Raw genomic sequence first — 18,415 nt, 5'->3', positions numbered from 1 at the left:
CAATCTCGCTGAGACCCTTGTCACACCGGCGAAACCAACCTACTGTGTGTTCACTAGGTTGGTTTGGCCGAAGGGAGCGGGTGTGACGGAGCCTCGCCCCTACGCCGCGCTCTTCGCCAAGGGTGACGACCGTAAGGCGCGGATCCTGGAGGTCGCGCAACGACTGCTGGCCCGAAATGGTTGGCGCAGTACCTCATTGGCGCAGATCGCCCGCGAAGCGGGGGTCACGCCGGCCGGCCTGCTGCACCACTTCGAATCCAAGGAGCAGCTGCTGCACGCAGTGCTCGACGCCCGCGATGCCGACGACGACGCCCACGCCGACCGCAGTGGCGACCTGATTGAAGAGCTGATGCGGGTACCCGAGCGGTTCGAGCGATCACCCGAACTCGTGGGCACGTTCGCCGTGCTGTTGATCGAAAACATCCTGCCAGACGCCCCGCTGCACGACCGCATGCTGCTGCGCTACCAGGCCGCCCTCAGAATCCTCAGCGACGGCATCCGGGAAGCCCAAGAGGCAGGCCGATATCGCAGCAACATGGACCCCGCCGTCAAGGCGGTGCAAATTTTGGCCTTTGTCAACGGAATGGAGACATTATGGTTACTCGATCCTTCGGTGCCGGTGACCGACGTGTTCAAGGACTACGTGGAGTCGTTACGCCGGGATCTCGCTCCGACGGCCCGCTGATGAGGTACCGCCTCGACGTCGTGGCCGCTACGGTCGCGGAGGCCGTCGAAAATGCCGGCGGCTGGTTGTTCGATCGGGTGACGGCCGGCTGGGATGTCACCGTGCTGATCGCTGATTGCGACGAGGATGACCGCCCGCTGCAGATTCTGGGCGTCCATGCCGAGGACCTCGAGGCCGCGTTGGTCGAGGGCAGGGCCCGCCCGCACCCGCAGACGGTGGCCGTCGCCGCGCACCTGTTCGACGCCGACGCCCGGGTACGCGGGGGAGTTCTGGCAGCGTTGGCCGCCGGCCAGACCGAGGTGACGTTGTGGGGTGAGACGTGTCCCGCCGAGTTGCACGGCATCGGTGCCGTGCATCATGAATTGAGCGCCGCGGCAAGGGCATTCAAGTCCCAGGCGCTGGCCGCATGTGGCATTCGGCGGGCGGTGAGCTCGGTCGAGACGTTCCGCATCGGCATGATGGCCTCGGTCGCGGCCGACCTCGTCCCCGCGAGCTAACCCGCAGCTACCTCGATGAGGACCTTGCCGATGGCCTTGCCGTCGGCAACGAGGCGAAGGGCCTGCGCGGCGTCGTCGAGTGGGAAGACGGCGCCGACGTGGGGCACGACCCGCCCGTCGGCCAGTAGGTCGGCGAGTTCGCTTCGGTTGCGGCGGAATTCGTCGGGTGGGATGTCGCGGAGCTGGAATCCGATGACGTGGGCACCCTTGATGAGCACCAGGTTCAAGGGGATTCGGGGGATGACACCCGATGCGAAGCCGACAGTGACGAAGCGGCCGCCGGGCCGCAGCGACCGCAACGCGGGTTCGGCCACATCGCCTCCCACCGGGTCGATGACCGCGTGCGCTCCCTCCGGGACAGCCTCTCGCAAGGCGCTGCGCAGGTCTGCGGAGCCATGCTGCACCAGATGAGTGGCCCCGTATGACGCTGCCGCCGCGAGCTTTTCATCCGACGACGCTACTGCCGTGACCGTCGCGCCGAGCAGGACACCCAGTTGCACGGACGCCAACCCGACGCCGCCGCCGGCGCCGAGCACCACCAATTCCTGGCCGGGGCCGATTTTGGCCGCCGACCGCAGTGCGTGATAGGCGGTGCCGTGCGCGACGCCGTATGCGGCGGCCGTACGGTAGTCGACTCCGTCGGGGATTCGGGTCAGTCCGTGGGCAGGTGCCACCACCTCTTCGGCGAACGCGCCGTGCAGCGCTGCGCCGGACACCCGGTCACCGGCCGCGAAATCACCTGTGGGATCGGCGACTTCGGTGACGATGCCGGCGAACTCGCTGCCGGGTACGAACGGTGCCGGGACGGTGACCTGGTACTGATTCGCGATGAACAGCACGTCGGGAAAGTTGACCGCGGCGACATGGACGCGGACCCGGACCTGCCCGGCGGACAGGGTGGGGGCCGGGACATGGTCGACCCGCACCACTTCCGGCGGGCCGTAGCCGGGACAGACGGCGGCTTTCACCGGTAGTCGCTGGACTCGGCGAGCTCGGCTGCTTCACGCATCAGTGCCGTGATGACAGGTCCGTACGCCAGCAGCTTCTCGTTGTCGCCGGCACGCTGGAAGCCCTGCTCCAGCACGATCGCCAGCTTCCACTTGGCCAGCACCAGGTAGTAGTCCAGGTCGTCGACCTGGCGCCCGGAGACCTTGGCGTAGTGGTCGACCACCGCTGTGCGCGAGGGCATCCCGCGCATGTCGACGTAGTTCATGGCCGACGGTACGTCGGTGTTCTCCGGCCAGCTCTGCACCATCCAACCGAGGTCGAGCTTGGGATCGCCGACCGTGCCCATCTCCCAGTCGACGATGGCGGCCATGGTCGCCGGCGCGCCGTGCCGGTACATCACGTTGGCGAATTGGTAGTCACCGTGCATCAATCCGGGGATGAAGTCGAGGGGCCGGTGATCGCGCAGCCACTCGGTGGTGACGTCCAGGCCGTCGATTTCACGACCCTTGATGCGCTCGAAGAAGGCGATCCAGCGATCGACCTGGCGCTCGTGGAAGCCGTCGGGACGGCCGAGATCATGCAATCCCTTGGCTTTCCAATCGACCTTGGACAGCAGCGCGATGCCCTCGGCCAATTGGTACGAGAGCCCGGCACGTGCTGCGGCGTCCCCGGCGAACGGGTCGGGCCAGACGCCGTGCTGGTCCATCGGCGACCAACCATCGACGTGACCCATCAGGTAGAACGGCCGGCCGAGCACCGTCGCGTCCTCGCACACGCCGACTGCGGCCGTGTGCGGCACGTCAGTGCCGTCGAGCGCTTCGATGATGCGCCATTCGCGCAGGATGCCCTTGTCGCGGTCGGGCGGTGCCTCCGGCGGCGGCATGCGGAGAACGCAGGTGTGGTCGCCGCGACCGAGTTTGTAGATGACGTTCTGCGTGCCGCCGGACAGGTACGTGGCTTCGAGTGGTTCGCCCACGCCAGGAAGCCCCGCCGTGTCCATCCAATCGGCAAGGCGCGCAACGTCGATCACAATTGCCCCACTCATTCGCGCGGATGACGAGAAAGCTGTCCATTCAGTCATATCGCACAGCGGGACAAATGTTAAGTACTTGAGACCACGGTCTGACTGCCCGTCGGCTTCGGGGCCGCCAGTTCCCGCAGGGAGGACAGGAACAACTCATCCATGCGCGGGCTCAGCTCGGCCAGCGTGCCGGCACTGGCATAGCTGGCGGAGCCGAAGACGCGCTCGAGCGCCTCGGTCTCGCTTGCGCCGCCGATCGAAAGACACAGGCAGGCAACGCCGTCCATACGCAACTCTTCGAGCGCCTTGTGGGCATCGGCTTCTGCGTAGCGACCCTCGTAACCGTCGTCGTAGGGGAATCCGTCCGACAGCACGAGGAGCAGCCGATTGGGCGTACCGGCTTGATCTTTGAGGATCTCGCCGGCGCCTCGGATGGCGGCGCCGAGCCGGGTATAGCCAGACGGTTCAAGCTGATTCAGCCGAGCCCGCCCCACCGCGCCGAACCGCTGCCCGAACGGCTTGATCGCGGGCAGGTGCACGGCATGCCGGCCCTGCGACCGGAAACCGTAGACGGCCACGCGGTCGCCGAGCTCCTCGAGTACCGCGGCCATCGTCGCGGCCGCTCGGCGCTGGTGCTCATGGACCGCCAGACCGTCGGCGTCGGTTTCGGTCGCCGAACCCGAAGCATCGACCAAGATGAGCACTCCCAGATTGCGGGAGAGCTTGCGTTGCTCCAGATAGACGTGTTCGGGCGGTGAGAAGCCGGAGCGCAGGTCGACGAACAGGTCGATCAGCGCTTCGATGTCCAATTCGTCGCCATCGGCCCGGCCACGAAGAACCTTGGGACCGAGTCCGATTCGCGACAAACGTCGCCGCAGAACATCGTCGTGCGGCACCCCGGCCGCGGAAACATGGGCGGCGGCGGTGAGCGGAAAATCGATGACCCGGCACCAGTCCTCTTTGTACCGGCCCGCGAAGACGTCCCACTCCGGATGCAGGGCGCCACCGACGCCAAGGGTGGTGGCGCCGGGCCGGCCGTCGTCCGTGAACCGGATCTGCGTCGGCAGTGGCCGCGCGTTCGGGCCGGCCGTACCGACCCGCCGCACGCTGCCGATCTGCATCTCGGCGCCGGCAGCGTCGTCACCCTTCGCCTTCGAACTGCCGAACAGCTTGGACAGGAAGTCGGACACCGTCCGGGAGCCGACCATCGGAGCTTCGAAGAGCTTGAGGATCTTGCTGTCCTCGGATTCCCCGGCGTCGTCGTCCTCGTCCAGTTCCTCTTGGATATCCGGCACCTCGAACTTCAGCTGGAGGTCCTTGTTGGTCGGCCGCGAGCCCGGACCCACCGGTGAAGCCAGTAGCCGAGCAGGCTTGATGACGCCGAACCAGTCGGGCGCGTCGTCGACGGTCGTGCGGCCCTTTGCGATTCGCACCGACTCATCGGCATTCGCGGTGCGCGGCTCCCCGGCGTCGAGTTGGGCGGCGAGCGGAAGCTCACGCACCAACTCGGCGACGACCCGGCGACCTTCCAGCGCCAGATAGCGGCGCGCCACCGCAGGGCGGCCGCGGAGAACCTTCAGCAACGGTGCGTCAAAGCTGCCCGCGCCGAGCAGCGCGCTCTGCACCAGGACCTCGCTGCGCTGTTGTGCCACGGGGGCCGCGGAGACGTAGATGACCTGACCGTCGGTCCAGGCGGCGTCGCCGGCCCGTGCCTCGGCGATGTCCACCGGTCGGCCGGCGACATGGGTGGCGAGGAGCCGAAACTGCTCAGGGCCGGCGGAGTTCGTCACGACCGGGGGAGGACGGCGTCCGCGAGCTCGCCCAGCGCGCGGACGATGTCGTGATCGTCGGAGAGCACCTTGACGACGGCCGACTGCACGGCGCTACGCAGGCTGAGCCCTTCCGCGGCGAGTTCGCCGGCCAGGATCAGCATGCGGGTGGACGCCACTTCGCGAAGCGGTGAGCCGTCGAGGTTGCGGATGGCGTTGCCGAATTTGACCAAGCTGCGGGCAGTTTCGGCATCGATGCCGGCCTCGTGCATCACGATTTCCGTCTCGGCCGCGGCCGGCGGGAAGTCGAGTTCGATGGCGACAAACCGCTGCCGGGTCGATTCCTTGATGTTCTTCAGGACGCTCTGGTAGCCGGGGTTGTACGAGATGACGAGCTGAAATCCCGGCGCTGCGGGCAGCGTGACGCCGAGCCGGTCGACCGGCAGCTCGCGGCGGTGGTCGGCCAGCGGATGGATGACGACGGTGGTGTCCTGGCGCGCCTCCACGATCTCGTCGAGATAGCAGATGGCACCCTCGCGAACGGCTCGTGTCAAAGGTCCGTCCACCCAGACGGTTTCACCGCCTTTGAGCAGGAACCGGCCGACGAGGTCTGCCGACGTCATGTCCTCATGGCCGGCGACGGTGATCAGATCCCGCCCGAGTTCGTGCGCCATCGCCTCGACGAAGCGCGTCTTTCCGCATCCCGTCGGGCCTTTCAACAGCACCGGCAGACCACGGCGGGCCGCCGCATGGAAGACCTCCACCTCGTCGCCGACGGCTCGGTAGAACGGTGCGCTCGGCACGGGTCTGACAACTGCGGATGTGTTGTTCATCAAGTCATTTGCCCTTCTCGACAGGAACGAGTTTCGGCAGCGTGACGCCATCGGGCGTCACCAACTGGCCATGGATGTTGACGTAGCTCGAGTTCTGCAACGGAATCGGGATCGAGGGATCGGGACAGGCGCGATCGGTGCCGTCGCCGCAGACGCCCATCAGGAAGTACGAGCGCTTCAACAGGTCTTCCGGCCAGGGATCCTGGTGCATGGCGAACCACTGGGCGGGCAGGTTGTACATGACGAAGAAGAACGCACTGCAGGCGGCGAAGATCGCCAGGAAGCGCGTGATCTGCTGTGTCACAAAGCCACCGCGGACAGTGTCCAGCCCGCGTTCGACGAAGGTGCGGCCGCGATCGTCGGTGAAGTACCGCAGGCAGCACAGGCCCGCCTGCACACCGCCCCACATGAGCCCCTCGTAGATCGGCCACTGGTAGTAGGTCCCGGGATTGACCGACAGGGCCCGGATGGCACCGGGGTAGGTGAACAGTCCCATCGGCATGAGGAACAGTCCTTCGATGACGAAATCGAAGAAGAAGGTCCACACGATCACCACGCCGATGAGCCCGAGCGTATTGATGTTGGGCCACTTCGACTTTGCCTTCCGCATCACCCAGCAGCCGAGCATGGTGCACAGCAGGACGAAGCAGTAACCCGGTGCGTTCATCAGGAAGGGTTCGGCCATCATGCGGCCGGGTTCGCCGAACGACATCCAGCCGGGGATGTCCTGTACCCAGGAGCCGCGGTTCCACATCCAGGTGTTGTAGGTGCTCCAGGTGTTGACGTAGTTCAGCAATGGGTCCTGGAAGAACAGCAGGCCGCACGCGATCAACAACATGCCGTCGAGCGTGATGCGCCGCTCGCGCCGCCAGGGCCGGATGATGAACCACCACACCGCAACCGGCAGTCCGACGATGATCACTCCGGTCCAGGTGAACAGGATCGCCTTCATGTACATCGGCGGCTCGCTCGGACCGGCCGGGACGCGCTCGAAGTTCGGGCCCGTCACCCACCGGATCCAGACGTACAGCTGGAACGCCAGGATCGCGCCGCCGACGGCAGCCCAGATCCGCACGGGCGTGATCTTGGCGGGCGTGCCGACGGTCGTTCCGCTGAACGATTCGGTGACAACCGCTCTCTTCTGCGACAGATCACTCATGCGACGTCACTTCCCGATCTGCACGGGCGCGTCCTTGGGCATCTCTTTCCCCGGCGGGAGGACGAGCTTGCCGTCGACGTTGATGTAGCCGGAGCGTTTTGTCGGCATGGGCAGTACCGGGTTCGGGCAGGGCGTGTGCTCGTCGCAGACGCTCTGGCTGAAGTACGAACGCTTCTGGACGTCCTCGGGCCACGGGTCGGCGTGCAGGCCGAACCACTGGGCGGGCACGTTGTAGAAGAAGAAGAACGCACCACTGCAGGCGGCGAAGATGGCGAGGAACCGGACCAGTTGCTGTCGGAACACCCCGCCGCGGACGTGATCGAGTCCGCGCTCGACCACGGTGCGACCGCGGTCATCGGTGAAGAACCGCAGACAGCACAGGGCGGTCATGACGGCGCCCCACATGATCCCTTCGTAGACGGGCCACTGGTAGTAGGTGCCGGCGTTGAACGACACGGATTGAATCGCGCCGGGGTACACGAAGAGCCCGATCGGCAGGAGGATCAGCGCCTCCATGACAAAGTCGAAGAAGAAGCAGAAAACGTATGTCGCAAGGATCAATCGGAAGTTGCTGATGTTCGGCCGGCGCGACTTGATCTTCTTCATCGCGAAGCAACCGACCATCACCGTCACCAGCACCAAGCCGTAACCGGGCATGTTGATCGGGAGCGGTTCTCCGACTTGATGTCCCGGCGATTCCGGGGAGATCCAGCTGGGGATGTTCGACGTCCAGGAGCCCCGGTTCCAGAGCCACATGTTGTACGTGCACCAGGTGTTGGAGTAGTTCAGCAGGGGATCCTGGAAGAAGAACAGGGCGCACGATACGAAGAGCATCCCGTCGAGCGTGATGCGCCGCTCGCGCAGCCATGGCCTGACGAGGAACCACCACACGGCGGCCGGGAAGCCCACCACCATGAAGGCGCAGTTCACCATGAGCATGACCTTCATGAACGTGGGCGGGTCCGTCGGCCCGGCGGGCACCCGGACGAAATAGGGCCCGGTGACCCAGCGCGTCCACACGTAGATCTGGAAGAGCAGTAGGGCGCCGCCGAAGAACGCCCAGATCTTCACGGGTTTCGACGGGGCTTGGCTGCCACCGAGATTCGCGGTTTCGCTCAGCGATTCGGTAACGGTGGATTTATTGCTCAGGGTCTCGCTCACGAGGCCTCCTCGAGTTCGTGTTGTCTCGAAGATACCCATGGGTATCTGAGTTTCCAATAGGAATCCAAGAATCTGTGGCAGAATTTTTCCATGGTGGAGCGTTGGACGCGGGAACGGCGACTGGAACACACACGTTCGCTGCTGCTGGATGCAGCTGAGGACGTCTTCGCTGAAAAAGGTTTCGCGCCAGCGACTCTCGATGAGATCGCCTCCGCCGCCGGCTATACCAAGGGTGCGATCTACAAGCACTTCGCCACCAAGGAAGACCTGTTCCTGGCGGTCAACGACCGCTATTGGCGCCAGTATTTCGACCAGTTCGCCGAGGTGATGTCGCGGTCGGAGCACGTCGGGGCACACGAACGCGACGAGATCGCGGAGCGCTGGCTCGAGCTGAGTCGTGGCCGCGGCGCCGAGCATGCTGCCTTGGGCTACGAGTTCACGCTGTACCTGCTGCGCAACCCCGAAGTGCGAGATCGTGTGGCGGCCAGGCGATCCGAGGTGGTCGAGGCACTGGCCGGCTTCATCGTCGAGGGCGTCGACCGCCTGGGTGGCACGCTGCTGATTCCCGCCTCGACATTCGCCCAGATTCTGCTGTCCACCAGTGATGCCATCGTGTTGAGCAACGAGCTCGACGGTGTCGACCTGTTCCGGCCGGTGGTCGACATGTACGTCTCGGCGATCAAGTTCCCCTGACGACGCTGAATATCAACTACTTGTCATTGGGGCATTCGGCAGATACCGTCGGCTGTGTCGTCACGTCGAGGAGGAGTGCGCCATGGCTCGGTTCCCCAAGCCCCCCGAGGGCAGCTGGACTGAACACTATCCGCGACTGGGAACCGCTCCGGTGTCATACGAGGACTCCATCAGTCCCGAGCAGTACGAGATCGAGCGCAAGGCGGTGTTCAAGCGCGCCTGGCTGAATGTCGGTCGTGTTGAACAACTTCCACGCAAGGGCAGCTACTTCACCAAAGAGCTCAAGGTCGCGGGTACCTCGATCATCGTGGTGCGCAACAACGCCGGTGAGGTGAAGGCCTTTCACAACATCTGCCGGCACCGTGGCAACAAACTGGTGTGGAACGACATGCCGCTGGAGGAGACCAAGGGTTTCTGCAAGCAGTTCACCTGCAAGTACCACGCCTGGCGGTACGACCTCGACGGCAACCTGACGTTCGTACAGCAGGAGGGCGAGTTCTTCGACCTGGACAAGGATCGGTACGGCCTGGTGCCCGTGCACTGCGATGTGTGGGAAGGCTTCATCTTCGTCAACTTCGCCGCCGAACCGGAGCAGTCGCTGCGCGATTTTCTCGGTCCGATGATCCTGGGTCTGGAGGGTTATCCGTTCGAGAAGCTGACCTCGAAGTTCACGTATCGCTCTGAGGTCAAAGCGAATTGGAAGCTCTACATGGACGCGTTCCAGGAGTTCTACCACGCACCGGTACTACACGCGAACCAGTCGCCGACCAACTACTCGAAGGCCGCGGCCCAGGCCGGTTTCGAGGCGCCGCACTACCGCATCGATGGCCCGCACCGGCTTGTGAGCACGTCCGGGGTGCGGGTGTGGGAGATGGGCGCCGAAATGCGCAAGCCCATGGAGGACATCTGCCAGAGCGGCCTGTTCGGGCCGTGGGACTCACCCGATATGGGGGAGATGCCCGCCGGCCTCAATCCGGCGAAATGCGATCCGTGGGGCCTGGATTCGTTCCAGTTGTTCCCGAACTTCGTCGTGCTGTTCTGGGGTCAGGGCTGGTATCTGACCTATCACTACTGGCCGACGTCGTTCAACACCCACACCTTCGAGTGCACGCTGTACTTCCCGCAGCCACGCAGTCCCCGTGAACGCATCGGGCAGGAGCTCGCGGCGGTGACCTTCAAGGAGTACGGCCTGCAGGACGCCAACACATTGGAGGCCACCCAGTCGATGATCGAGTCCCGCTCCGTCAACGAGTTCCTGCTGTGCGACCAGGAGGTGCTGATCCGTCACCTGCACCACGAAACCGCGGCCTGGATCGAGGATTACCAGCGCAAGACCGCGGGGGTGTGATCATGACCGCAAGGCTGCCGGCTGAATTCGCCGACCTGGAGCTATTTTCCGAGTGGTGTCTGTCTACCGAGGCTCAGCGCTACGCCAAGCGACTCGACAGCTCCATGGCGCAGATGCAGGCGTTCTACGACGCGATCACCCCACGAGCCGAGGACGCGATTGCGTTCTGCGACAAGTTCGGTCTCGACGACATGCCCGAGGACGTGCTGAACCTCATGCACCTGCTGTACTCCATGATCATGGTGTCGTTCCCCGTCGAGTGCTGGAAGCAGCCGCGCGTTCCCGACTCCGGCGCCACCAAGCTCGACTGCGTCTACGAACCGGTCCCATGACAGCTCCCATTGCGCCAGTGACTGTTCTCCGGGCCGCGCGCTGGGCCGACGTCGACACCGGCGAAGTGCGGTCGCCGGCCGTGATCGTGGTCGAGGGCAATCGGATCAAGGCCGTCAATCCTGCTGAGCCAGTGCCCGATTCGGCCGTCATCGTCGACCTCGGCGACGTGACACTGCTGCCGGGCCTGATGGACATGGAGCTCAACCTGCTCATCGGCGGACCCGGTGGACCGGAAGGGCTGCCGAGTCCGATGCACGGCGTGCAGGACGATCCGGCGTACCGGACGCTGCGCGGCGCCGTCAACGCCCGCACGACGCTGGAAGCCGGGTTCACCACAGTCCGCAACCTTGGGCTGATGGTCAAGACCGGCGGCTACCTGCTGGACGTCGCTCTCATGCGGGCCATCGAGCAGGGCTGGCACGTCGGGCCCCGGATCTACCCGGCCGGCCACGCCGTCACGCCCTACGGCGGTCACCTCGACCCGACGGTGTTCCAGCGCCTGGCGCCGGGCATCATGCCACTGTCCGTCGGTGAGGGCATCGCCAACGGCGTCGACGAGGTCCGGGCCTGCGTGCGTTACCAGGTCCGTCATGGCGCCAAGCTGATCAAGGTTTCGGCCTCCGGCGGGGTGATGTCGCACAGCACAGCGCCCGGTGCGCAGCAATACTCCGATGACGAATTCGCCGCGATCGCCGACGAAGCGCACCGCGCGGGGGTGCGGGTGGCCGCACACGCGGTGGGGGACAGTGCGATTCGGGCCTGTATCCGAGCAGGTATCGACTGCATCGAGCATGGTTTCCTCGCCACCGACGAAACCATCGCGCTGATGGCCGACACCGGCACGTTCCTGGTGTCGACCACCTATCTCACCGAGGCGATGGCCATCGACCGCATCGCGCCCGAGCTGCGCAAGAAAGCCGAGGTGGTGTTTCCGCAGGCGCAGGCGATGCTGCCGAAAGCCATTGCGGCGGGGGTACGCATCGCCTGCGGAACCGACGCCCCGGCGGTTCCGCACGGGCAGAACGCCAAGGAATTGTGCGCGCTCGTCGACCGCGGCATGACGCCGATGCAGGCCATCCGCGCCGCGACCGTCACCAGCGCCGAACTCATCGACGCCGATGACGAACTCGGACGCCTGGCCCCGGGCTATCTCGCAGATATCGTGGCCGTCCCCGGGGACGTGTCCCGCAATATCGCCAGTACGCTCGACGTACGCTTCGTGATGAAGGCGGGGCAGATCTACAAGCAGGTCGATGGAGGTGCGTAGTGGACTTGAACGAAAACCTCCTGTGGCACCTCAAGCAGGCGTTCTACTTCTCACTGACCTCGGTGAACGAAGCCGTCAGTAGTCACGGCGTCAGTACCGCGCAGATCGGTGTGCTGCGCCAACTCACCAACGAACCCGGCCTGTCCGGCGCGGAATTGGCGCGCCGATTGCTCATCACCCCGCAGGGCGTGCAGCTGGCGCTGAAGTCGCTCGAAGACCGTGGGCTGGTGGAACGCAAGCCGGATCCCCAACATGCGCGCATCCTGCAGGCCTTCCTGACCGAACAGGGCCGCGCTACCGCCGGCGCCGTCGTCAGCGATGCGGTGGACGCGCACGAAGCGGTGTTCGGCGTCCTCACTGCCGACGAGCAGGAGACCCTGAAGCGACTGCTGACGCGCGTCGTCGAACAAGGCACCGGTAACAAGCTCATCGACGACCACGTGGGGACTGAGTAGTAACGCGGTGCGCCGCCCGCTGCGATCGGCGCCGGAGCCGGCCCGCGCTCAACTCGGCCATCGACTGAGTATCAACCACTTGATATCAATAACAAGTACTTGATACTGTCGAGGGGATGGCTGATCTAGCAGACGATTTCGCGTCACTGCGTATCAAGCGGGTGGTGCGGGAAACCGGCGACGCGGTGTCGTTGGTTCTCGACATCCCCGACGATTGCGCGCCCCGATTCCGTTACCAGGCAGGGCAATTCCTGACCCTGCGGGTGCGGGTGGCCGGGGACCAGCACCGGCGGTGTTACTCGATGTCGTCGTCGCCCCACAATGGAGACGACCTGCAGATCACCGTCAAGCGTGACGGGGGCGGGCTCGTCTCGAACTGGCTGAACGACACGGCCACGGCCGGCGATCACATCGAGGCCGCACCGCCGGAAGGGCGATTCGTCCTGAGTGCGGCGGACCGCGACATCGTGGCCTTCGCGGGTGGCAGCGGGATCACGCCGATCCACTCATTGATCGGCGCCGCGCTGGCCGGGACTTCCCGCCGCATCCGGCTGTTCTACGCCAACCGCAGTCGCGACTCGGTGATCTTCGCCGATTCCCTTGGCGCTCTGGCGAAATCGCATCCGGACCGACTCGCTGTGCGTCACCACCTCGACGACGTCGACGGCGTCGTGCAGCCTGAGGCCATCGCGTCCTTCATCGCCGATGCCGGTGATGCCGAGTACTACATCTGCGGGCCGGGGCCGTTCATGGACGCCGTGGAATCCGCCGTCATGCAGACCGGAACGCCCCGGACCCGGATTCACCTGGAGCGCTTCCAGGTCGCCGCGGTATCGGCTGCCGACGCGGCGGCATCGGTCACCGAGGAAGTCACCATCGAACTCGACCGCCGCAAGACGACCGTGGAATACCGGTCCGGCAACACCCTGCTGCAGACGGCCCGCATCGCGGGCCTGCGGGCGCCGTCGTCGTGCGAAACCGGTTCCTGCGGAACGTGTATGGCCCGCATCGTCGAAGGCAGCGCGCACATGATCAACAACGATGCTCTCGACGACGACGAGGTCGCCGACGGCTGGGTGCTGACCTGTCAGTCCATGCCGACCAGCAGAACCGTTCGAGTGGTTTACGAGTAGGAGTGCACATGACACGCGTGGCTGTGGTGACCGGCGGGGCCTCGGGAATGGGCGAGGCGACCTGCCATGAGCTGGGCCGGCGGGGACACCGGGTGGCTGTCCTTGATGTGAACAGTGAAGCGGCACAAACGGTTGCCGAGGATCTGCGCGCCGACGGGGTGGCGGCGATCGGGATCGCCGTCGACGTCAGTGACCGCACATCCGTGGAGGATGCCTTCGCGAAGGTGCGCAGCGAGTTCGGGCCCGTGCACATTCTGGTCACCAGCGCCGGTGTGGTGGACTTCGCGCCGTTCACCGATATCACCGTCCAGGCCTGGCAGCGGCTGATCGACGTGAATCTCACCGGTACGTTCCATTGCTGTCAGGTCGCGGTGCCCGACATGCTGGCGGCGGGATGGGGCCGCATCGTGATGATCTCGTCGTCGAGCGCACAGCGCGGATCACCGGGCATGGCGCATTACGCAGCTTCCAAGGGTGCGTTGCTGTCGCTGACGAAATCGCTTGCGCGCGAATATGGCCCGTCCGGGATCACCGTGAACAACGTGCCGCCGTCGGGCATCGAGACACCGATGCAGCACCAGTCGCAGGCGACGGGCAACCTGCCGCCCAACGAGCAGATGGCGGCCAGCATCCCGGTCGGACATCTCGGTACCGGTGACGACATCGCCGCGGCGGTGGGGTTCCTGTGCTCGCCGGAGGCGGGCTTCATCACCGGGCAGACCCTGGGCGTCAACGGTGGGGCAGTGATGTGAGGCAACAACTTCGAGGAGGAGTTCATGGCTAAGTGGCCGAAACCGGCTGAAGGCAGTTGGACCGAGCACTATCCCGAACTCGGCACCGGGCCGATTTCGTTCCGCGACTCGATCTCGCCGGAGTTCTACGAACTCGAGCGCGAAGCGGTCTTCAAACGCGCCTGGCTCAACGTCGGCCGGATCGAGGAAGTGCCGCGGGCCGGCAGCTATTTCACCAAAGAGATCGATGCGGCCCGGACGTCGGTGATCGTGGTGAAGGGCCGGGACGACGAGATTCGCGCCTTCTACAACATCTGCCGGCATCGTGGAAACAAGTTGGTGTGGAACGACTTTCCGGGCGAGGAGACCAGAGGCGGCTGCCGCCAGTTCACTTGCAAGTATCACGGCTGGCGTTATGACCTCAAAGGCGAGTTGACCTTCGTCCAGCAGGAGGGGGAGTTCTTCGGGCTGGACAGCTCGCAGTATGGGCTCAAGCCCGTGCACTGCGAGGTGTGGAACGGTTTCATCTTCATCAACTTCGATCCCGAGCCCCAGTGGAGTCTGCGGGAGTTCCTCGGCCCGATGATCACGGCGCTCGACGACTACCCGTTCGGGTTGATGACCGAGCGCTATGACTTTGCGGCGGAGAACAACAGCAACTGGAAAATCTTCGCCGATGCGTTCCAGGAGTACTACCACGTGCCCTCGCTGCACTCGCAGCAGGTGCCCAGCGCGGTGCGCCAACCCAACGCCAGTTTCGAGTGCGGGCACTTTCAGATCGATGGTCCGCACCGGCTCGTGTCGACCGCGGGTACCCGGCGCTGGAAGCTCGATCCCGACTACATGTATCCGGTCGAACGGGTCACGCGCAGCGGTCTGGTGGGGCCGTGGCGTACCCCGGAGACCCATTTCTCGGCCGGACTGAACCCCGGCGGCATCGAACCGTGGGGCATCACCAACTTCCAGATTTTCCCGAATCTGGAGATCCTGATCTACCACGGCTGGTATCTGCTGTACCGCTACTGGCCGACCTCACACAACACCCATAAGTTCGAGGCGTACAACGCATTTCACCCAGCGCGTTCCGTCCGTGAACGCATCGAGCACGAAGTCGCCTCGGTGGTGCTCAAGGAATTCGCGCTTCAGGACGCCGGCATGCTCGGCGGCACCCAGGCGGCGCTGGAATACGACGTCGTCGACGACTATCCGCTGTCCGATCAGGAGATCCTGGTTCGTCATCTGCACAAGGTGTCGGTCGACTGGGTCGAGCAGTACCAGGCTCAGCGTGCGCCGGTGGGGGTGTGACCATGGCGGAAGCACGACTGCCCAGCGCGTTCGCCGAGTTCGAGCCGTTCGCCGAGAAGTGGTGCCTGGCAACAGAACCCGAACGCTGGGACATGCGCCTGAGCACCCCGATGGTCGAGATTCGAGAGTTCTACGACGCGTTCACCCCGCGCTTCGAAGAGGCCATCGACTACTGCGACAAGTTCGGGCTCGACGACCTGCCGGACGACGCGCTCAACCTGCTGCACCTCATCTACTCGATGATCATGGTCTCGATGGCCGTCGAGATCTTCGGCACGCAGAAGCCGGCCGACTCCGCCGACGCCGTCATGAATCGCGTCGGGGCGCCAGTGCCATGAGCCTGCTGACCATCAACAAGCTCACGTCGTCGGTCGGGGCGGAAGTGCTCGGCATCGATGCCGGGCGATTGGCCGCCGACGATGTGCTGGCGGCAGCGGTGCTGGATGCCTTGGAGGACAACGGCGTACTGGTCTTTCCCGGTCTGCAGCTCGGTCCGGACGAGCAGGTCGCGTTCTGCCGCAGGCTTGGACATGTCGATCACTCTTCGGACGGCCATCATCCGGTCGCGGGCATCTACCCGATCACCCTCGACACGTCCAAGAACGCCTCGGCGGCCTATCTGCGGGCGACGTTCGACTGGCACATCGACGGCTGCACGCCTATCGACGACACCTGCCCACAGCAGGCGACGGTGCTCTCGGCCGTCGCGGTGGCGGCCAGCGGCGGTGAGACCGAGTTCGCCAATTCCTATGGTGCATATGACGAATTGAACGCCGACGAACAGGAGCATTGCGGGCGGTTGCGGGTGGTCCATTCGCTGGAGGCTTCGCAACGCCGCGTCACTCCGGACCCGTCACCGGAGATGCTGGCGGCGTGGCGGTCGCGGCGCACACACGAGCATCCGCTGGTCTGGACGCACCGCAGCGGCCGTAGGTCGCTGGTACTCGGTGCGTCGGCGGACTACATCGTCGGCATGGACCTGGCTGAGGGACGCGCGCTGCTCGCCGAACTGCTCGAGCGCGCAACGGTTCCCGAGAAGGTGTACAGCCACACGTGGTCGGTGGGGGACACCGTCATCTGGGACAACCGTGGCGTGCTGCACCGGGCTGCGCCGTACGACCCGGGCTCGCCGCGCGAGATGTTGCGCACCACAGTGCTCGGTGACGAACCGATCCAGTGATCAGCCGCATTGACGCCGGCGAACTGCTGTGGAAATCTAATCATCAAGAATGAGAATGATATTCTCATCTGAATTGGTTTGGAATGGAGGACGCGTGTCGGAAGACCTCACCGCGGTCGATTTCTTCCGGGATGGTCGGCTGACCGATGACCCGTACCCGTTTTACGAGGCCCTGCGGAACAAGTGTCCGGTGGCTCGCGAGGAGCATTACGGCGTCACGATGGTCACCGGCTGGCAGGAGGCGGTCGACGTCTACAACGACGCCGACACCTTCTCGTCGTGCATCTCGGTCACCGGCCCGTTCCCGGGGTTCCCGGTGCCGCTCGAGGGTGATGATGTCAGCGACCTCATCGTCAAGCACCGCGACGAGATCCCGTACAGCGATCAGCTGCCCACGCTGGACCCGCCCACGCACACCAATCACCGCGCACTGCTGATGCGGCTGATCACCCCAAAGCGCCTCAAGGAGAACGAGGACGCGATGTGGCGGATCGCCGACGACATGCTGGGCGACTTCCTGGCGCCCGGCGAGGGTGAGTTCATCAAGGGGTTCGCCGGGCCGTTCACGCTGCGCGTCATCGCGGACCTGCTCGGTGTTCCCGACGAGGACTGCCCCGAGCTGCTCGAGCGCCTCGCGAAGGGGACCCATGGCGGCGGGCTGGGCAGCACCGACGACAAGACGCTCTCCAAGACGCCGTTCGAGTATCTCTACGAGGCTTTCGCGGTCTACGTCGAGGATCGCCGCCGCGAACCGCGCGACGACGTGCTCACCGGCTTGGCCACCGCGACGTTCCCCGACGGCACCATGCCGACGGTGGACGACGTGGTGCGCGTGGCCACGAACGTGTTCTCGGCCGGACAGGAGACCACGGTCCGGCTGCTCAGTACTGCGCTGAAGGTCATCGGCGAGCAGCCCGACATTCAGGCCAAGCTGCGGGCAGACCGCAGCCTGCTGCCGAATTTCATCGAAGAGTGCCTGCGCATCGAGAGTCCGGTCAAGGGCGACTTCCGGCTCTCGCGCGTGCCGACCACCATCGGCGACGAGGCGATCGGAGCGGGCTGCACGCTGATGGTGATCAACGGTGCGGCCAACCGGGATCCGCGACGGTTCGAGGATCCCGATACCTTCGATGCCGAGCGCAAGAACGCCCGCCAGCACCTGGCGTTCGGGCGCGGTATCCACAGCTGCCCGGGTGCGCCGCTGGCACGGGCCGAGACGCGCGTGGCCCTGGAGCGGTTACTGGACCGAACATCGGACATCCGAATTTCTGATGCGCACCACGGGCCGGCGGGAAGCCGTCAGTACCAGTACATCCCGACCTACATCCTGCGTGGCATCATCGATCTCCACCTCGAATTCGATCCGGTCGGGAGCGCGTCATGAAGGTTGTTGTCGATGAAGACCGGTGTCGCGGGCACGGCATGTGCCTGACGTTGTGCCCTGATGTCTTCAGCATGACCGACGACGGTTATGCCGTCGCCGATCCGGCCGAGGTGACCGGCGATCTCGAAGTTGCGGTTCGCGATGCCATGGTGAATTGCCCTGAACAAGCAATCGTCGAAAATAACGACTAGTCAAGGAGATTCGAGTGGCCAAGGGATATGTGATCCTCACCGAGGACGTCAAGGACCCCGCCGGTATGGCCGAGTATGCCAAGCTGGCCGGCAAGGCGATGTCGTCCGCCACGATCGTATCGGTGGACCAGAACCCCCAGGTGCTCGAGGGCAGCTGGCACGGCAACCAGACCGTCGTGCTGGAGTTCGAGTCGGTGGATGCCGCACGCGCCTGGTACGAATCCGACGCGTACCAGGCGGCGGCGAAAATCCGCCAGTCTGCCGCGGACTGCAATGCGGTGATCCTGGCGGGCTTCGGGGCCTGACTGCGGCCTGATGGTGG

At 65.0% G+C, this 18,415-nt stretch carries 21 protein-coding genes; 15 read left to right on the top strand and 6 right to left on the bottom strand.

Annotated elements, in window-relative coordinates:
• Positions 1-82 precede the first annotated feature (82 nt).
• On the top strand, positions 83-685 hold the full coding sequence (locus AC1U2B_RS08245; protein WP_480216398.1) for a TetR/AcrR family transcriptional regulator: 603 nt from the start codon (positions 83-85) through the stop codon (positions 683-685).
• Positions 685-1,182 carry a hypothetical protein gene (locus AC1U2B_RS08240; RefSeq protein WP_043985398.1) on the top strand — a complete coding sequence of 166 codons (498 nt, stop codon included), beginning with the start codon at positions 685-687 and terminating at the stop codon, positions 1,180-1,182. Before AC1U2B_RS08245 ends, AC1U2B_RS08240 begins: the two co-directional genes overlap by 1 nt.
• Here the strand turns inward: AC1U2B_RS08240 and AC1U2B_RS08235 are convergent.
• The 6 genes from AC1U2B_RS08235 to AC1U2B_RS08210 are packed head-to-tail and all read right to left on the bottom strand — an operon-like array spanning position 1,179 to position 8,073.
• Entirely contained in the window at positions 1,179-2,150 is a 972-nt protein-coding gene (locus AC1U2B_RS08235) for an NADPH:quinone oxidoreductase family protein (protein ID WP_480216397.1), read from the bottom strand. The two genes, AC1U2B_RS08240 and AC1U2B_RS08235, sit on opposite strands and share 4 nt — an antisense overlap.
• Positions 2,147-3,175: a phosphotransferase family protein gene (locus tag AC1U2B_RS08230; RefSeq protein ID WP_480216396.1), complete on the bottom strand. Its 1,029-nt coding sequence runs from the start codon at positions 3,173-3,175 to the stop codon at positions 2,147-2,149. The genes AC1U2B_RS08235 and AC1U2B_RS08230 overlap by 4 nt, the downstream gene beginning before the upstream one ends.
• Positions 3,176-3,231: 56 nt before the next feature.
• The gene (locus tag AC1U2B_RS08225; protein ID WP_480216395.1) at positions 3,232-4,941 is read right to left on the bottom strand and encodes a nitric oxide reductase activation protein NorD; all 1,710 of its coding nucleotides are present in this window, start codon (positions 4,939-4,941) and stop codon (positions 3,232-3,234) included.
• Positions 4,938-5,753: a CbbQ/NirQ/NorQ/GpvN family protein gene (locus AC1U2B_RS08220; RefSeq protein WP_110789013.1), complete on the bottom strand. Its 816-nt coding sequence runs from the start codon at positions 5,751-5,753 to the stop codon at positions 4,938-4,940. The genes AC1U2B_RS08225 and AC1U2B_RS08220 overlap by 4 nt, the downstream gene beginning before the upstream one ends.
• A gap of 4 nt (positions 5,754-5,757) precedes the next feature.
• Positions 5,758-6,912, bottom strand: coding sequence for a spirocyclase AveC family protein (locus tag AC1U2B_RS08215; protein ID WP_480216394.1), 1,155 nt, complete (start codon positions 6,910-6,912; stop codon positions 5,758-5,760).
• Positions 6,913-6,918: 6 nt separating this feature from the next.
• Positions 6,919-8,073: a spirocyclase AveC family protein gene (locus AC1U2B_RS08210; protein WP_480216393.1), complete on the bottom strand. Its 1,155-nt coding sequence runs from the start codon at positions 8,071-8,073 to the stop codon at positions 6,919-6,921.
• Between the two features lie 90 nt (positions 8,074-8,163).
• Between AC1U2B_RS08210 and AC1U2B_RS08205 the strand changes: the two genes are divergently transcribed.
• From AC1U2B_RS08205 to AC1U2B_RS08145, 13 genes are all read left to right on the top strand, one after another.
• Positions 8,164-8,766 carry a TetR/AcrR family transcriptional regulator gene (locus tag AC1U2B_RS08205; RefSeq protein ID WP_043985394.1) on the top strand — a complete coding sequence of 201 codons (603 nt, stop codon included), beginning with the start codon at positions 8,164-8,166 and terminating at the stop codon, positions 8,764-8,766.
• A gap of 82 nt (positions 8,767-8,848) precedes the next feature.
• Positions 8,849-10,114 carry an aromatic ring-hydroxylating oxygenase subunit alpha gene (locus tag AC1U2B_RS08200; RefSeq protein WP_043394910.1) on the top strand — a complete coding sequence of 422 codons (1,266 nt, stop codon included), beginning with the start codon at positions 8,849-8,851 and terminating at the stop codon, positions 10,112-10,114.
• Positions 10,115-10,116: 2 nt separating this feature from the next.
• Positions 10,117-10,446, top strand: a complete 330-nt coding sequence (locus AC1U2B_RS08195; protein ID WP_480216392.1) for a hypothetical protein — start codon at positions 10,117-10,119, stop codon at positions 10,444-10,446.
• Positions 10,443-11,714 (top strand): metal-dependent hydrolase family protein, encoded by a 1,272-nt coding sequence (locus AC1U2B_RS08190; RefSeq protein ID WP_480216391.1) that lies wholly within the window; start codon positions 10,443-10,445, stop codon positions 11,712-11,714. The genes AC1U2B_RS08195 and AC1U2B_RS08190 overlap by 4 nt, the downstream gene beginning before the upstream one ends.
• Positions 11,714-12,169, top strand: a complete 456-nt coding sequence (locus tag AC1U2B_RS08185; protein ID WP_043394913.1) for a MarR family winged helix-turn-helix transcriptional regulator — start codon at positions 11,714-11,716, stop codon at positions 12,167-12,169. The genes AC1U2B_RS08190 and AC1U2B_RS08185 overlap by 1 nt, the downstream gene beginning before the upstream one ends.
• A gap of 116 nt (positions 12,170-12,285) precedes the next feature.
• On the top strand, positions 12,286-13,302 hold the full coding sequence (locus AC1U2B_RS08180) for a 2Fe-2S iron-sulfur cluster-binding protein (protein ID WP_480216390.1): 1,017 nt from the start codon (positions 12,286-12,288) through the stop codon (positions 13,300-13,302).
• Positions 13,303-13,310: 8 nt separating this feature from the next.
• The gene (locus AC1U2B_RS08175) at positions 13,311-14,054 is read left to right on the top strand and encodes an SDR family NAD(P)-dependent oxidoreductase (RefSeq protein WP_480216389.1); all 744 of its coding nucleotides are present in this window, start codon (positions 13,311-13,313) and stop codon (positions 14,052-14,054) included.
• A 24-nt stretch (positions 14,055-14,078) separates the two neighbouring features.
• The gene (locus tag AC1U2B_RS08170; RefSeq protein WP_480216388.1) at positions 14,079-15,338 is read left to right on the top strand and encodes an aromatic ring-hydroxylating oxygenase subunit alpha; all 1,260 of its coding nucleotides are present in this window, start codon (positions 14,079-14,081) and stop codon (positions 15,336-15,338) included.
• Between the two features lie 2 nt (positions 15,339-15,340).
• Entirely contained in the window at positions 15,341-15,676 is a 336-nt protein-coding gene (locus AC1U2B_RS08165) for a hypothetical protein (protein WP_043394919.1), read from the top strand.
• The gene (locus tag AC1U2B_RS08160) at positions 15,673-16,518 is read left to right on the top strand and encodes a TauD/TfdA dioxygenase family protein (protein WP_480216387.1); all 846 of its coding nucleotides are present in this window, start codon (positions 15,673-15,675) and stop codon (positions 16,516-16,518) included. The genes AC1U2B_RS08165 and AC1U2B_RS08160 overlap by 4 nt, the downstream gene beginning before the upstream one ends.
• A gap of 94 nt (positions 16,519-16,612) precedes the next feature.
• Complete coding sequence (locus tag AC1U2B_RS08155) at positions 16,613-17,902, top strand: cytochrome P450 (RefSeq protein WP_043394924.1); 1,290 nt, start codon at positions 16,613-16,615, stop codon at positions 17,900-17,902.
• A complete protein-coding gene (locus tag AC1U2B_RS08150) occupies positions 17,899-18,093 on the top strand; it encodes a ferredoxin (protein ID WP_043394926.1) in 195 nt (64 codons plus the stop codon). Before AC1U2B_RS08155 ends, AC1U2B_RS08150 begins: the two co-directional genes overlap by 4 nt.
• 14 nt (positions 18,094-18,107) lie before the next feature.
• Positions 18,108-18,398: a DUF1330 domain-containing protein gene (locus AC1U2B_RS08145; protein WP_043985387.1), complete on the top strand. Its 291-nt coding sequence runs from the start codon at positions 18,108-18,110 to the stop codon at positions 18,396-18,398.
• Positions 18,399-18,415: the final 17 nt, after the last annotated feature.

The sequence above is a fragment of the Mycolicibacterium sp. P4_G11 genome (assembly GCF_056555145.1).
The sequence above is the reverse complement of the archived record's forward strand: the minus strand, read 5'-3'. Positions and strand labels throughout refer to the sequence as shown.

Excerpts from the sequence above, each read along its gene's own strand:
- AC1U2B_RS08240 (WP_043985398.1), top strand. The coding sequence starts at position 685 with ATGAGGTACCGCCTCGACGTCGTGGCCGCTACGGTCGCGGAGGCCGTC.
- AC1U2B_RS08230 (WP_480216396.1), bottom strand. The coding sequence starts at position 3,175 with ATGAGTGGGGCAATTGTGATCGACGTTGCGCGCCTTGCCGATTGGATG.
- AC1U2B_RS08220 (WP_110789013.1), bottom strand. The coding sequence starts at position 5,753 with ATGAACAACACATCCGCAGTTGTCAGACCCGTGCCGAGCGCACCGTTC.
- AC1U2B_RS08215 (WP_480216394.1), bottom strand. The coding sequence starts at position 6,912 with ATGAGTGATCTGTCGCAGAAGAGAGCGGTTGTCACCGAATCGTTCAGC.
- AC1U2B_RS08205 (WP_043985394.1), top strand. The coding sequence starts at position 8,164 with ATGGTGGAGCGTTGGACGCGGGAACGGCGACTGGAACACACACGTTCG.
- AC1U2B_RS08200 (WP_043394910.1), top strand. The coding sequence starts at position 8,849 with ATGGCTCGGTTCCCCAAGCCCCCCGAGGGCAGCTGGACTGAACACTAT.
- AC1U2B_RS08195 (WP_480216392.1), top strand. The coding sequence starts at position 10,117 with ATGACCGCAAGGCTGCCGGCTGAATTCGCCGACCTGGAGCTATTTTCC.
- AC1U2B_RS08190 (WP_480216391.1), top strand. The coding sequence starts at position 10,443 with ATGACAGCTCCCATTGCGCCAGTGACTGTTCTCCGGGCCGCGCGCTGG.
- AC1U2B_RS08180 (WP_480216390.1), top strand. The coding sequence starts at position 12,286 with ATGGCTGATCTAGCAGACGATTTCGCGTCACTGCGTATCAAGCGGGTG.
- AC1U2B_RS08175 (WP_480216389.1), top strand. The coding sequence starts at position 13,311 with ATGACACGCGTGGCTGTGGTGACCGGCGGGGCCTCGGGAATGGGCGAG.
- AC1U2B_RS08170 (WP_480216388.1), top strand. The coding sequence starts at position 14,079 with ATGGCTAAGTGGCCGAAACCGGCTGAAGGCAGTTGGACCGAGCACTAT.
- AC1U2B_RS08165 (WP_043394919.1), top strand. The coding sequence starts at position 15,341 with ATGGCGGAAGCACGACTGCCCAGCGCGTTCGCCGAGTTCGAGCCGTTC.
- AC1U2B_RS08160 (WP_480216387.1), top strand. The coding sequence starts at position 15,673 with ATGAGCCTGCTGACCATCAACAAGCTCACGTCGTCGGTCGGGGCGGAA.
- AC1U2B_RS08150 (WP_043394926.1), top strand. The coding sequence starts at position 17,899 with ATGAAGGTTGTTGTCGATGAAGACCGGTGTCGCGGGCACGGCATGTGC.